This is a genomic window from Bacillus sp. WC2507 (assembly GCF_052656125.1).
This window is the reverse complement of the sequence record NZ_JBQXPN010000001.1, coordinates 2955532-2968797: the sequence shown is the minus strand read 5'-3', so window position 1 is coordinate 2968797 and position 13266 is coordinate 2955532. Positions and strand designations below refer to the sequence as shown.

15 protein-coding genes are annotated in these 13266 nt (G+C 34.6%); 3 read left to right on the top strand and 12 right to left on the bottom strand.

What is annotated here, in order from left to right; all coding sequences use genetic code 11:
- Nucleotides 1-10: 10 nt before the first annotated feature.
- Both ACUN28_RS15910 and ACUN28_RS15905 read right to left on the bottom strand, forming a co-directional pair.
- On the bottom strand, nt 11-781 hold the full coding sequence (locus tag ACUN28_RS15910) for a DeoR/GlpR family DNA-binding transcription regulator (RefSeq protein ID WP_016087587.1): 771 nt from the start codon (nt 779-781) through the stop codon (nt 11-13).
- Nucleotides 782-969: 188 nt separating this feature from the next.
- Nucleotides 970-1626, bottom strand: a complete 657-nt coding sequence (locus ACUN28_RS15905) for a DUF4085 family protein (RefSeq protein WP_016087586.1) — start codon at nt 1624-1626, stop codon at nt 970-972.
- Nucleotides 1627-1847: 221 nt separating this feature from the next.
- On the opposite strand from ACUN28_RS15905, the gene ACUN28_RS15900 reads away from it, so the two are divergent.
- The gene (locus ACUN28_RS15900) at nt 1848-2444 is read left to right on the top strand and encodes a hypothetical protein (protein ID WP_016087585.1); all 597 of its coding nucleotides are present in this window, start codon (nt 1848-1850) and stop codon (nt 2442-2444) included.
- 82 nt (nt 2445-2526) lie between these two features.
- On the opposite strand, the gene lpdA is transcribed toward ACUN28_RS15900, so the two are convergent.
- From lpdA to ACUN28_RS15865, 7 genes are all read right to left on the bottom strand, one after another.
- A complete protein-coding gene (gene lpdA, locus ACUN28_RS15895; RefSeq protein WP_016087584.1) occupies nt 2527-3906 on the bottom strand; it encodes a dihydrolipoyl dehydrogenase in 1380 nt (459 codons plus the stop codon).
- 15 nt (nt 3907-3921) lie between these two features.
- The gene (locus ACUN28_RS15890) at nt 3922-5121 is read right to left on the bottom strand and encodes a dihydrolipoamide acetyltransferase family protein (protein WP_016087583.1); all 1200 of its coding nucleotides are present in this window, start codon (nt 5119-5121) and stop codon (nt 3922-3924) included.
- Nucleotides 5122-5148: 27 nt separating this feature from the next.
- A complete protein-coding gene (gene acoB, locus ACUN28_RS15885; RefSeq protein WP_016087582.1) occupies nt 5149-6183 on the bottom strand; it encodes an acetoin:2,6-dichlorophenolindophenol oxidoreductase subunit beta in 1035 nt (344 codons plus the stop codon).
- Nucleotides 6184-6200: 17 nt separating this feature from the next.
- Complete coding sequence (gene acoA, locus ACUN28_RS15880) at nt 6201-7199, bottom strand: acetoin:2,6-dichlorophenolindophenol oxidoreductase subunit alpha (RefSeq protein ID WP_016087581.1); 999 nt, start codon at nt 7197-7199, stop codon at nt 6201-6203.
- A gap of 169 nt (nt 7200-7368) precedes the next feature.
- Nucleotides 7369-7848, bottom strand: a complete 480-nt coding sequence (locus ACUN28_RS15875; protein ID WP_016087580.1) for a DinB family protein — start codon at nt 7846-7848, stop codon at nt 7369-7371.
- 41 nt (nt 7849-7889) lie between these two features.
- Nucleotides 7890-9086, bottom strand: a complete 1197-nt coding sequence (locus ACUN28_RS15870; RefSeq protein ID WP_016087579.1) for an MFS transporter — start codon at nt 9084-9086, stop codon at nt 7890-7892.
- Nucleotides 9087-9196: 110 nt separating this feature from the next.
- On the bottom strand, nt 9197-10156 hold the full coding sequence (locus tag ACUN28_RS15865; RefSeq protein WP_016087578.1) for a helix-turn-helix transcriptional regulator: 960 nt from the start codon (nt 10154-10156) through the stop codon (nt 9197-9199).
- A 136-nt stretch (nt 10157-10292) separates the two neighbouring features.
- Between ACUN28_RS15865 and ACUN28_RS15860 the strand changes: the two genes are divergently transcribed.
- Both ACUN28_RS15860 and ACUN28_RS15855 read left to right on the top strand, forming a co-directional pair.
- Nucleotides 10293-11138, top strand: a complete 846-nt coding sequence (locus ACUN28_RS15860; protein WP_016087577.1) for an oxidoreductase — start codon at nt 10293-10295, stop codon at nt 11136-11138.
- Nucleotides 11139-11178: 40 nt separating this feature from the next.
- Nucleotides 11179-11688: a GrpB family protein gene (locus tag ACUN28_RS15855; RefSeq protein ID WP_016087576.1), complete on the top strand. Its 510-nt coding sequence runs from the start codon at nt 11179-11181 to the stop codon at nt 11686-11688.
- A gap of 35 nt (nt 11689-11723) precedes the next feature.
- Here the strand turns inward: ACUN28_RS15855 and ACUN28_RS15850 are convergent, their stop codons facing one another.
- The 3 genes from ACUN28_RS15850 to ACUN28_RS15840 all read right to left on the bottom strand — a co-directional run bounded on the left by ACUN28_RS15850 (nt 11724) and on the right by ACUN28_RS15840 (nt 13253).
- Nucleotides 11724-12320, bottom strand: coding sequence for a uridine kinase family protein (locus tag ACUN28_RS15850; protein ID WP_016134680.1), 597 nt, complete (start codon nt 12318-12320; stop codon nt 11724-11726).
- 39 nt (nt 12321-12359) lie between these two features.
- Nucleotides 12360-12740: a DUF4181 domain-containing protein gene (locus tag ACUN28_RS15845; protein WP_016087573.1), complete on the bottom strand. Its 381-nt coding sequence runs from the start codon at nt 12738-12740 to the stop codon at nt 12360-12362.
- Nucleotides 12741-12869: 129 nt separating this feature from the next.
- Nucleotides 12870-13253 (bottom strand): DUF4181 domain-containing protein, encoded by a 384-nt coding sequence (locus ACUN28_RS15840; RefSeq protein WP_016087572.1) that lies wholly within the window; start codon nt 13251-13253, stop codon nt 12870-12872.
- Nucleotides 13254-13266: the final 13 nt, after the last annotated feature.

Here is a 13266-nt window from a genome sequence, read left to right as displayed (position 1 = left end):
CAAACTCCTTTTAAATGCAGTCTATTGATGCTATTACAATTTCTTTACCTTGTTTCTGAAATTCTTGAATCGTTTCTTTACTAGCGTCTCCATCTGTTATTATAAGGTCAATTTCTATCAGTGACTCTCCTTTTATAAAGCAGTCTATTCCAAGTTTAGTATGAGGAGCTAAACAAATGTTTCTTCTAGCAATCTTACTTACTGTTTTACTAAAATAAGCAACTTCCGGCGTTGCAGTACTTATACCATTCAATGAAATGCCGCCACCTGTAGAAAAATACAGATCAATTGAGAATCTACTTATCAATTCTGAGGCAAGTGTATCTGTCATATTTCCTGATGGTTTCACCTTTCCACCAATTAAGTACGTATCAATGTTCTTATATTCCCGTAACGTACTGGCAATTTCTATAGAATTTGTAACAACTGTAAATGATGTTTCAGGTAAATACTTTAACATCGCATAATGAATAGATGCCCCGCCAATAAAAACGGAATCTCCTTCTTGTATGTAGGATGCAGCAACTTTCGCAATCGCATCTTTCTCTATTGAACGATCACGATAACGTTTCGATGGTTCGGCGGCTAAGTTTCTCACTCGCGCGAGTTCAACTGCACCTCCGTGCGTTCTTTTTAATAAACCATCCTTCTCCATAATAGACAAATCTCTTCTTATAGAATCAATAGACATATCGAAACTTTCCGCAAGATCTTTAGCAATTACCCTTCCATCTTTCTTAAGTAACTCTAAAATTTTCTCTCTACGCTCTTCAGTAAACATCTTCCCACCACCGTTATTGAAGATTCAGAAATTTTATCTTTATTTTAATTATATGCACACTTCTTCCGTTTTACAATATTTTCAACTCTTATATTTTCAGCTTTATACAGTTTTGTTCCTCTTTTTATCCCATTACATTCAACACCGAATAAATGTATATTGATAATTTAGCATCTAAATAAAGTTTACTAGTTACCTATCTCCAGCAATACATTATTTGCACAAATCATCACTTCTTCAAATGGACAATCAAATAAAACCCCTAGTTCAAAACCCTCTTCAGCAAGGTCTATTTCATGACATAACCACCAAGCACCTTCAAAATTTTCCGGAATAGAACATTTCGTTACCCCTGTGAAAGTTACTTTAAGTTTATCAAAATCACTGAAAGTACCACTGCAATCTAAAGTTATAATTAGCGTATCTTCTGATCTTCTCTCTACTAATTTGACTACACTATCATGTAGTGAGTATTCATGTAGTTGAACGACATTCTGCGCGAGCTTTTCTTTTATAGTATTATAATTATCTATATACGCTTCTTCTAAATCATTCATTCTTTTCTCATAATCTACTGTCCACTCAAGCATAAGTTTCTTTAATTTTTCCGGTGGGTATTCTGAATTAATTGTATTGTCATGAATGTATGGATGTAGTGACTTAGGTAGGAATTTTAATAAATCTTCTTTCTTTTCTTCCACATCTTCTCTCAAACTTTGCTTATAATCCATTCCTACCTTTTCGCTTTCTCGCAACATCTCTTCCCATTCTTCTAATGTTTCTGAGAAAATTAAAAATCCAGATACTTGCATTTCTTTATACCAATCTTTATTGAAATACCTCAATGGCTTTCCTCCTAAAACATTTTAACATCCAGCAAAAACGATATATCTATTTATTATATCATTCCAATAACTATTTTTTCTAAAGAAAAAATGCAAAACTGTAAATATTCCGCCTTTTATTTCTAAAACTTCAGAATATTTACAATAGTTCATAATTAGAATACATTTTACTAGTACAAAGATTCATCTGTACAAAAATCTAAACAAAAAGGGATGGTTATATGTTGAAGAAATTAGTAGCAGGGACATTAGTAGCGGGATTTGCATTAACTGGAGGATTAGGTGCAGTAAGTGCTGAAGAAAAAAGTAACACAATTAAATCTTTTGATTATTTAAAAGTGGATGAACAGAATGTTAAATCACTTACAAAATTAAGTGATCAGGATAAGAAAGACATCCAAATTACTATGGTATTACCAGAGCAAAATGAAAATGGAGATTGGCTAGCTTATGGTTTTACTAGCCGTGATACATTAGATGCTTATATTGAAAAGGATAAAAAAGTACTTAAAAATAAAATTAATCCTTTAGGTAGCGGTGCTGGTAGTACTGATTTTTATGAACATAAAGATAAAGGTGGACAATATATTTACTGGAGCAGCGGTTTTAAAAACTTACCATCTAGCTGGAACGACAGAATTTCCTCTGTAAGTACAGCATCACCTTCTGCAAGTTATTCGACGACACTTTGGGAGCATACTTCTACACAAGGATATGGAAAAGGTGTTGTATTTAAACACGCTGATTGGTACGGTAAAACTGCTAATTTAGCTGCTGATTGGAACGATATTACTTCAGCGATTGACGTAAAAAAATAATAGGATATTCAATTTCTTCTGTAAAAATTCAACCCACTATTCTCTCATTCATTTAGAGAATAGTGGGTTATTATATTTCCATTTAAGCATGTATAGCATGTCCTACGGCTTGCAATAACGCTTCATGAATCGCTTCAGATAAAGTTGGGTGTGCCGCAATATAATCTCTCATAATATCAGCGGTAACTTCTGTATGAATCATTACAGTTCCTTGTCCGATTAGTTCGGTTGCATGAGGACCGATAATAGAAATCCCTACAATTTCTTGATATTTAGGTTCCACAATGACTTTTACTTTACCCGTTTGTTCTCCAATAATAAGCGCTTTTCCGTTTGCTGTAAAAGGACATTCTCCGATAAGAATATCACCATATTGCCCTCTTGCTCCTTTTTCTGTTAAACCGACGCTAGCAATTTCTGGAGCTGTATACATACAGCGAGGTACAGCATGATAGTTTGCCTTCACATCTTCCCCACTCGCATGTAGCGCTGCTGTCGTTCCTTCATGGAAAGCAACGTGAGCAAGCTGTATTCCCCCAATCACATCACCTGCTGCGTAAATATGTGATACATTTGTTTGCATATGTTCATTCACTGAAATTCCTTTATTTGAAAATTGAACACCTATTTTTTCTAAATCTAATTCTTGTACTCGTGGTTTTCGGCCGACAGAAACGAGAACATATTCCGGATTGGCTTCTTGGATACTTCCTTCATATTCAAATGAAGCTTGCTTCTTATAATTATTTAATCCTTTTAAAGCTGCTCCTGTAAATATTTCTACGCCATCACTTTCTAGTTTCTTTCTCAATATATGTGCGATATCTTCATCCTCATCAGGTAATAATTGCGGTGCCATTTCGATAATCGTAACTTTTGTTCCGAGACGACTATAAATACTTGCAAACTCGCAACCTATGACACCACCGCCAACGATTAATAATGATTTCGGTATGTTTTCTAGGGACATTACATGGCTACTATTTAAAATCCACTTCCCATCAAATGGAGCAAAAGGTAATTCTGTTGGTTCTGAACCTGCCGCAATAATGAACAGTTCTCCATCTACTACATCTTCTTTATCACCGTGTGTAACTCGCACACGGTGATCCGTTTCAAATTTCGCTTTACCTTGTATAACTTTTATTTTATTTTTCTTCATTAAATATTGAATTCCTTGGACGAGCTGCGTTACGATTCGTGATTTTCTCGCCTGCATTTGCTTCCAATCAATTGATATACTTCCTTTGTTAAGCGTAACTCCATAATTATTCGCTTTTCTCACAATGTCATGCACTTCCGCACTTTCTAACAATGATTTCGTAGGCATGCAACCGACATTTAAACAAGTCCCGCCAAGATTAGCTTCATCAATAAGAGTGACATCTTTTCCATTTTGAGCCGCGGTAATTGCCGCTACATAACCAGCAGGTCCGCCCCCAATAACAACTAATTTACTCATTCTCTCACCTTCTCTTTATAAAAGAATTGTTACAGGTTCTTCTAAATAACGTTTAATTGTGCGTAAAAATGCAGCTGCTGGTGCACCGTCTAGTACACGATGATCGAATGTTAAACTTAAAGGTAACATACTACCTTTTTTAATTTTTTTCCCTTTATATACCGGAACATGTTCAATTGCCCCAACACCTAAAATACCTGCTTCAGGTGTATTTAATACTGGTGTGAAATATTCAATCCCAAAACTACCTAAATTACTAATTGTAAAGGTTGTTCCTTGCATATCATCACTACTTAAATTACCTTCTCTTGCTTTTTGTGCAACGTTTTTAATTTGTTTAGATAACTCTACTAAAGATAGATTATTAGCAAAACGGATAGCTGGAACGACTAGTCCCTTTTCTAACGCGACCGCCATACCTAAATGAACATGTTCAAATTGATGAATGGTATCATCTATATAAGCGCTGTTTATTTCTTTATGCTCCCCAAGCGCTAATACAACAGCACGAGAAACGAGATCCGTAATAGTTAGTTTGTTATCGTATCTTTTTTGTACAACTTCTGCTATTTCTTTATGTAAAGCAACTAAATCTGTAACATCTACTTTCATCGTTAACGTTAATTGCGCACTATTTTGTAAGCTGGCCTGCATACGATTTGCGATTGCTTTCCGCATACCAGTCACAGGAATTACTTTACTGTCTTCTTGTTCAAGTACTTCTGGAATTGCTACTCTTTCTTCAAGCGCCTTTAATACATCTACCTTTGTAATTCTTCCACCTGGACCTGTACCAAGTAACAATCTAATATCAAGATTTTCAGTTTTCGCAATTTTCTTCGCTACTGGAGATATTTTAACTCTTTGCTTCGTCACATCTATCACATATGGTTCTGGATGTTGGACCTTTTTAGGTTCTGGATTAGATGTTTTTTCTTCTTCAACATTTGTACTTTCATAGACTTCTACTTTTTCGTTCGGTTTACCGATATAGCAAATTACAGTGCCAGGTGGAACTTCTTCATCTTCACTTACAGCTATATCAAGAACAGTTCCATCAGCTGGTGCTTCTATTTCAGTTTCGATTTTTTCCGAGTTAATACTAGCAATTAGTTCACCTTTTGCTACATGATCACCCGCTTTAATATTCCAGCTCGTAATACTACCTTCTTTCATCGCCATACCTAACTTCGGCATTACAACTTCTACAGCCATGTTTCTCTCTCCCTTCTCATCGTTTTATTACACATGTAATACAGATTGGTCTCCGATCATTTCTGATACAGTTTCGATTACTTTCTCCGGCGTTGGTAAATATAACTTTTCAAGTGGTGGTGAGAACGGAACTGGTGTATGTGGTGCTGTAATTCGTTTAATAGGTGCATCTAACAAATCGAATCCTTTATCCGCTACAATTGCCGCAATATCTGTTGCAATACTACATCTTGGATTTGCTTCATCAATGACGATAAGACGGTTTGTTTTTTCAACAGATGCTAAAATCGTATCTTCATCAAGCGGTGATAAAGAACGTGGATCGATTACTTCTACTTCAAGTCCTTTTTTCGATAATTGCTCAGCCGCTGCAAGTGCTGTATGAACTTGTTTTCCAATTGCGACGATTGTTACGTCAGAACCTTCACGTTTCATATCTGCTTTTCCTAAAGGAATTGTATAGTACCCTTCTGGCACTTCACCTTTCATATTGTAAAGTGTTTTATCTTCAAAGAAGATTACTGGGTCATCATCTTCAATTGCCGCTAATAATAAGCCTTTTGCGTCATACGGAGTAGAAGGAACGACAACTTTTATACCTGGAATGCTCGTAAATAACGCGTATAAACTTTGCGAATGTTGTGCTGCTGCGCTAAAACCAGCACCGTGCATCGTACGTACTGTAACTGGCACTTTCGCTTTACCACCAAACATATAACGGAACTTTGCACCTTGGTTTAATACTTGATCAAGACAACTACCGATAAAGTCATTAAACATTAATTCAGCTATCGGACGTAAACCAGTTGCCGCCGCTGCCATCGCTGCTCCCATATAACCTGCTTCTGAAATTGGTGTGTCTAAAATACGATTTCGACCAAATTCTTGTACAAGTCCTTTCGTCACGCCAAGTACACCGCCCCATGCTTCATCATCTTGCAAGTGATCAACTTGTGCACCGCCTGCAACGTCTTCACCTATTAAAATTACATTTTCATCACGACGCATTGAAATTTTCATCGCTTCATTAATTGCAGTTGACATACTTACTGTTCTAGTCATTATTTTTCACCCTCCTCTTATTTGTAAGAAACATATACATCTTTTAATAATTCTTCATCCTCTGGATATGGACTATTTTCACTAAATTCAATTGATCTTTGCACTGCTTCATCTACTGCCTTTTCCATATCGACAAGTTCAGATTCAGTTAATAAAGCTTCATGAATTAAATGCTTACGGAAATTCACAATTGCATCTTTTTCATTTAAATGTTCTTCTTTTTCTTCTGAAGTTTTATACGTTTGTGCTTCACCTTCGAAATGACCGTAATTGCGATATGTCATACATTCAATTATTGTTGGACCACCGCCATTACGTGCGCGCTCCACCGCCTCTTCAGCTGCTTTATATACTGCAAGTAGATCTTTTCCATCCACTTGAATACCAGGAATATTGTAAGCTTTCGCTCGATCTGCAATGGAATCACAACTTGAAGCATATTCAAATGTCGTTGCTTCGCCATAACCATTATTTTCTGCGATAAAAATAACTGGTAACTTCCAAATCGCTGCTAAATTAACTCCTTCATGGAATGTTCCTTCATTGTTTGCTCCGTCACCGAAGAAGCAAACACTCACATCTTTCGTTCCTTTATATTTAGCTGTTAATGCTGAGCCGCAAGCAAGTGGAAATCCTCCGCCTACAATCCCATTTGCACCAAGCATTCCTTTATCTAAATCGGCAATATGCATGGAACCGCCCTTCCCTTTACATAACCCAGTCGCTTTCCCAAAAAGTTCAGCCATCATACCATTTAAATCACAACCTTTTGCGATACAATGACCGTGCCCTCTATGCGTACTTGTAATACTGTCACTATCTGTTAAGTGGGCACATACACCAACTGCTACCGCTTCTTCACCTGCGTATAAATGAACGAAACCTGGCAGAACGCCTTGCGCGAACAATTCATGTACCTTATCTTCAAACTTACGAATCTCTAACATTTTTTCATACATCCAACGAGCTTGTTCTTTCGTAATTTCATTTCCTTTACTTTCAGTTGTTTTTAACATGTCCAGCCCTCCTATTTTCTTGTTCATCTTTTATATTGCAAGTACTGTGCCAAATTCTAATCCCTGATTTAATAGGTTTTCTCTTTTCTTTCATAATAAAAAAGTGGACAAAATGAGACATATGTCTCGTTTTGTCCACTTTTGTTCACCAAATTTGAGAATTATTATCTTATTCATTATCAAAACTCTTCTGTAACTTCCGGATGTAAATAATTTGACCAATATGATAAGCATTATGAGTTGTTACATTTGCTAACACTTCCCACCACTTAGCAGAGACAGGAAATCCCACTACATCACTTTCAACCTTCTCTTCATTTATAAGCTTTTGCCATTGTAATAGTTTCTCTAGTAGTTTTTCTCGTAATTCATCAAAAGTTTGATTATCTGAAAGCATAAAACTTTTGTTATTATCTCCAATAGCGGGTACGGCATTCACATTTGATTCTTTGTACCTAGTTTGCCACGTTGAGTTCCAGTACAGTAAATGTTGTACAATTTCAGCTATACTATTACTCTCTTCATTCGGTTTCCAAAAAGCTTCCCTCTCAGATAGATCTTTAACTGCATCTGAAAATGGAATATACCAACTAGGATCGTTTGCATTCGCTAATAATTGATCTGCTATTAGATCTTTCACATGTACCACTTTACGTCTCCCCTTTAAAAAGATTCATTTCATGACAATACTCACTTCTCTAAATACGCTGAATTTGTAAGATTTCCTCTTTTTAAACGCAATCCCATACATATACACATAAAAAAACCGAAAGCACCTAATCCATAAGCTGCTGTATAACCACTTGTCCCAATAATCCAGCCAGCGAGTCCTGGTCCAATCATTTGACCAACTGCATAAAAAACAGATATAAAACTAATTGCCATCGATACATACTTTTGGGATACTTGCTTTGATGCTGCAACTTGAATTAATAAAAGGATACCACCGAGGCTAGAACCCCAAATTATTGCCGATACGATAAAACCCATTATATTTCCAAAAAGGATTGGCGCCACATCACCTATTACAGCTAATAAAAGTGCAATACATAACGTTTTCTTTATGCCAATCCGATCTGAAATCAATCCCCAGATAGGAGCTCCTACTATTGAAAACATACCAGCAATTGCATAAATCGTTCCTGACATTGCTGCCGAAATACCACTATCAATCATAAAACTAGTTTGATATAAATTCGGAATTAAGTAAACAATTCCCACAATAAAATACATCCATGCAATAACATATAGTTCTTTTGTTTTCCATAAAAACGATTTATGATTCCTTTTTTCCTCATCGTCTGTTACATCTGGATTTTTCAAAATAATTGAAGCAATACATACTACGCTACAAGTAATAACGCCAAACAAAAACCATACACCACGCCAACTATACTCAGGCAATGTACGTACTACATAAGGAACAATTATTCCACTAAATAACATACCTATGCCAGCACCGCTTAATAACAGCCCCATTACAGTTCCTCTTTTGTCCGGAAACCATCCTACCGTTATTGACATGAGTGGTGTATATACTAAAGCACTACCAGCTCCAGTACATAGCATACAAATAGCGACTAACCAAAATAAAGAAACAAAAGCTAATCCCAATAAACTTACAACAACAAGCCAACTCCCTATTAATAAAACTGATTTCGCGCCAAAACGGATAGTAAATATTCCAGATGTTCCTACAGTTAATAAATAGCCTAAAAAAAGTATAGTTCCTAACATACCTGATTGAGCTGTAGATAAGTGAAGCCCCTCTTGCATAAATGGCAATATAATTCCATATGCCATACGTGCAAAACCGGTTGTTGTTATAATCAGGAACATTCCTATTAATACAAATACCCAAAAGTGATGTTCATTCCGTTCGTTCATTTACATTCCCCCATAAAAAGTTATTTTCAATTGGATGTTGATTGTAATTATAATGACCATTACAAAAAGCAACTACCAAATGACGGAGGAGTTTACGGTATAACGGATTTTTAATACATACGTAAAATTTCAGAAGGATTTATTCCATATTTCTTTTTAAATGACTCTGAAAAGTGACTAATATTTTTGTACCCAACAGCGACTGCTGTTTCAGTTACATTATTAGTTCCCAAACGTAATAAAAACATCGCCCGTTCCATTCGCTGTTCTCTTAAATATGCAAATGCAGATGTACCAAATACCTCTTTAAATCCCAGTTTTAATTTATAATCATTTAAACCTACTAACTGAGCTAATTCTAATAATGATGGTGGTAATTCCATCCGTTGCACTAATATTTCTTCAGCACGTTTTATTTTATTTATATCACTTTTTGATAAAACTCTTCTTTTTATTTCATTACGATTCTTTAACAAAAACCTCCCAAAATGTATGGAGAGTAATTCAAGCACTTTACTTTCAATTTCTAGTTGATATATACGATCTTGATGTGGAAAGTCTATCATTTTTGAAATAATATTAGCTGATAGAGAGTCAATTGGACTTTGCAACTTTTTAAAGGAGTGATTACCTAATAGGGCGTGAAAATTAAGCATTCCTTCATCCGTATAATCCAGCATAAAATGATTAAACAATGGTACAGGGATTCCAATAGCTAATGAATATAGAGGCTTCTCTTTTTCATATTCAAATAACACATCAAAATCATTCATAAAATATAAATAGCTATTTCCAGGCTTTAATTCATGCGAAGAATGACCTACTTGTACCTCCCCAGAACCTTGAAAACAAAAATTAAGCTCCACCATTGCTGCATCTGATGCAAATTGAATATGGTGATTATTACAGAATTGAAAATTTGAAAACACAATTTCCATTCCAGAAAACGAGGTCCACCTTCGTACTTCACCTTTACCTAATATTTTTGGTACATTCATATATCTTTCATCTGCCATTTGTAATCCATGAAAATATTTATGAAAAATATCATGAAAACCGTTAGTCCTCATGAAATTCACACTCCTTTAATAAATAAATCATTAGTTAATTGATAATTATTTTCAATTATAACAAATATCTTTATACAATAAATAGCTTTTCGCAATATAACTCGTTATGATAAAAGAAAAAGAAAGTGAGCAAAAAATGAATAAAAAAATCGCAGTTATAACAGGGGCTTCAAGTGGATTCGGACTATTAACTACACTTGAGCTTGTGAAAAAAGACTATTTAGTCATTGCTACAATACGAAACCTTAATAAACAAGAAAATCTAATATCTCAAGCTACTCAACTCAACTTGCAGCAAAACATAAAAATTCAACAATTAGATGTAACCGATCAAAACTCAATACATAACTTCCAATTATTTTTAAAAGAAATAAACAGAGTAGACCTTCTTATTAATAATGCAGGATATGCAAATGGGGGCTTTGTAGAAGAAATTCCAGTACCGGAATACCGTAAACAATTTGAAACGAACCTTTTTGGTGCTATTTCAATCACTCAGCTTGTTTTACCTTATATGAGAGAACAAAAAAATGGAAAAATCATTAATATAAGCAGTATTAGTGGCCAAGTTGGCTTTCCTGGTCTATCCCCTTACGTCTCTTCAAAATATGCATTAGAAGGCTGGAGTGAATCCCTTCGTTTAGAAGTACAACCTTTCGGAATAGATGTTGCTTTAGTTGAACCAGGTTCTTATAACACAAACATTTGGGAAGTTGGTAAACAACTAGCTACAAACCAATCTGATACAATTTCTCCTTACAAAGATTATATGGATAAAATACAAAAACATATGAATAGCGGTAGTGATACATTTGGTAATCCAATAGATGTTGCTCATAAAATCGTAAAAATTGCTGAATCGAAGCATACGAATTTACGATATCCAATTGGAAAAGGTGTAAAATTTATGATCTTAGCGAAGAAGATTCTTCCTTGGAGATTGTGGGAGTACCTTGTTTTGAGAAGCTTTAAGAAAATGTAATTAACTTTTCCAAATAAATTTTGAAAGAGGTGCTAATTAAATGTTAGGTTTACCGTATGGGAAAGTGTTTTTAGTTCCGTGGTCTGAAGAATGGGAGTTTGAGTTTTTAAAAGAGAAACAATTCATTGAGGAACAAATTGGCGAACATATTTTAGCGATACACCATATTGGTAGTACTTCTATTCCACATTTAAGTGCAAAGCCAATAATTGATATCGCGATCGAATTAGAAGATTATAAGTACGGTTTAACATGTATTAAAAAGTTAGAACTACTAAATTATAAGTATAGAAAAGATGTACTGCCTGAAAGATACTATTTTAATAAAGGCGAGCCACGAACTCATCAAATTCATATGTATGAACACAGGAACAAATATTTAATAGAACAATTACAATTCAGAGATTACTTAATAGACAACAAAACTTCTCGTATTCAGTATGAACAGTTAAAGATTCAACTTTCACGAGCTAATCCTAATGATAAACATCAATATGCAGAGGACAAAACAAATTTTGTTACATCGATATTAGCCAAAATAAATGATTAATTTAAATAAGAAACCATTTAGTAGTAAATGGTTTCTTATTTATTAGTTATCTCATGATTTGTACCATCAATAATAAAATCTGCCAATTTATGTGGCTTATGACTTTCTACATACATATCTTCAGCAACCATCCAATTGTTTTCCCACATATCGCGCGCTGCTTCCCCGTCTCTAGCAATCCCTCTTTTTATCCGTGTTTCACGAGGGCAATTCACCCATATTTTCAAATCATACACTTCAGCCAGCTCCTGACGTGTTGCATATACACCTTCTATAATAACAATTCCGTTTGCAGGGACATTATGAGATTCGGCTAAAGAATCCGTTTCCCAATCATAACGTTTATAACAGCCTTCAACGCCATTACTAATCGGATCTAAAACTTCTTGTAAAAGGCGTTTCCAATCAAAATCTGCACCAATCGATTTATTCGTAGGATGTTCATTTACAATTTGTGCAGATGGTAAATAAAAATCGTCCATATGTACAACTGTTACAGTGGAAAACTTACTTTTTATTTTATCAGCTATCGTACTTTTTCCTGCGCCACCACAACCATCAATACCTATTATTTGTAGTGATTGCTCTACAGACTTCACTCGAATTTGTTCTAATATGTTATTTAACCCCAAACCATTTCATCCCCTCGTTTTATATCTATAGACTTACTTTTACGCTGAAATCGGATCGAAGTAAAGTAGCAATGAAATCATAACTACAAATGCAAGTAAACCTATTGTAGAAAGGATGTATTCTTTCGATTCTCTATCAAATTTCCACTCCATCCATGCGCGTAACGTCCATAACGTTGCAAAAAAAATGAAAAAGGCATACCCTATGTTTGCATTTTCATCTCTATTAACATAAATAATAATACTTACAAAATAAATAATAAACAATACAATTTCCAATTTTACATGCAAGCTATTTACATGCTTATATCCAAAGAAACCCCTCTTCTCCATATTCAACTTTCTTCTTAAAAATTGCTCTAAAAAATATCCGCCTATAGCAATTCCTATAATTATTATCCAAACAGAAGAATTCCACATGTTCAATCCCCTCCTATTACTACGTTGCATTATTTAAAATAAAGTGGATTACATGACAGTTATCCTTTTGTGAATAACTTACCCTCTCTTCAATTCATCTCATTATATATACCACCAACAATCATTTTTTTATGCGGCAGTTGGAAAGAAGTAGAAAAGCATCGAAGTCATAAAAGCAAATGTAAATACTCCGATCATCGAAAATATATATTCTTTCGATTCTCTATCAAATTTCCATTCCATCATTGCTCTTAATACTAACGTTCCGCCTAAATAAGTAAAAATGACATAAGCAATATTAACACTTTCGAATTTAAAGATAAAAATAAAACTAGTTATTAAATAAATAAAAAGAAGTCCTATTTCCAATTTTTTATGTAAACTATTTACATGTTTTTTATATCCCCAAAAACCACTCTTTGGCATATTCAATTTTTTTCTTAAAAACTTATCAAAAAAATAAACAGCTATACAAAAAACAATACTTATAATCCAAAAAGTAGAAGTTCCCATTACTCCACCTCCT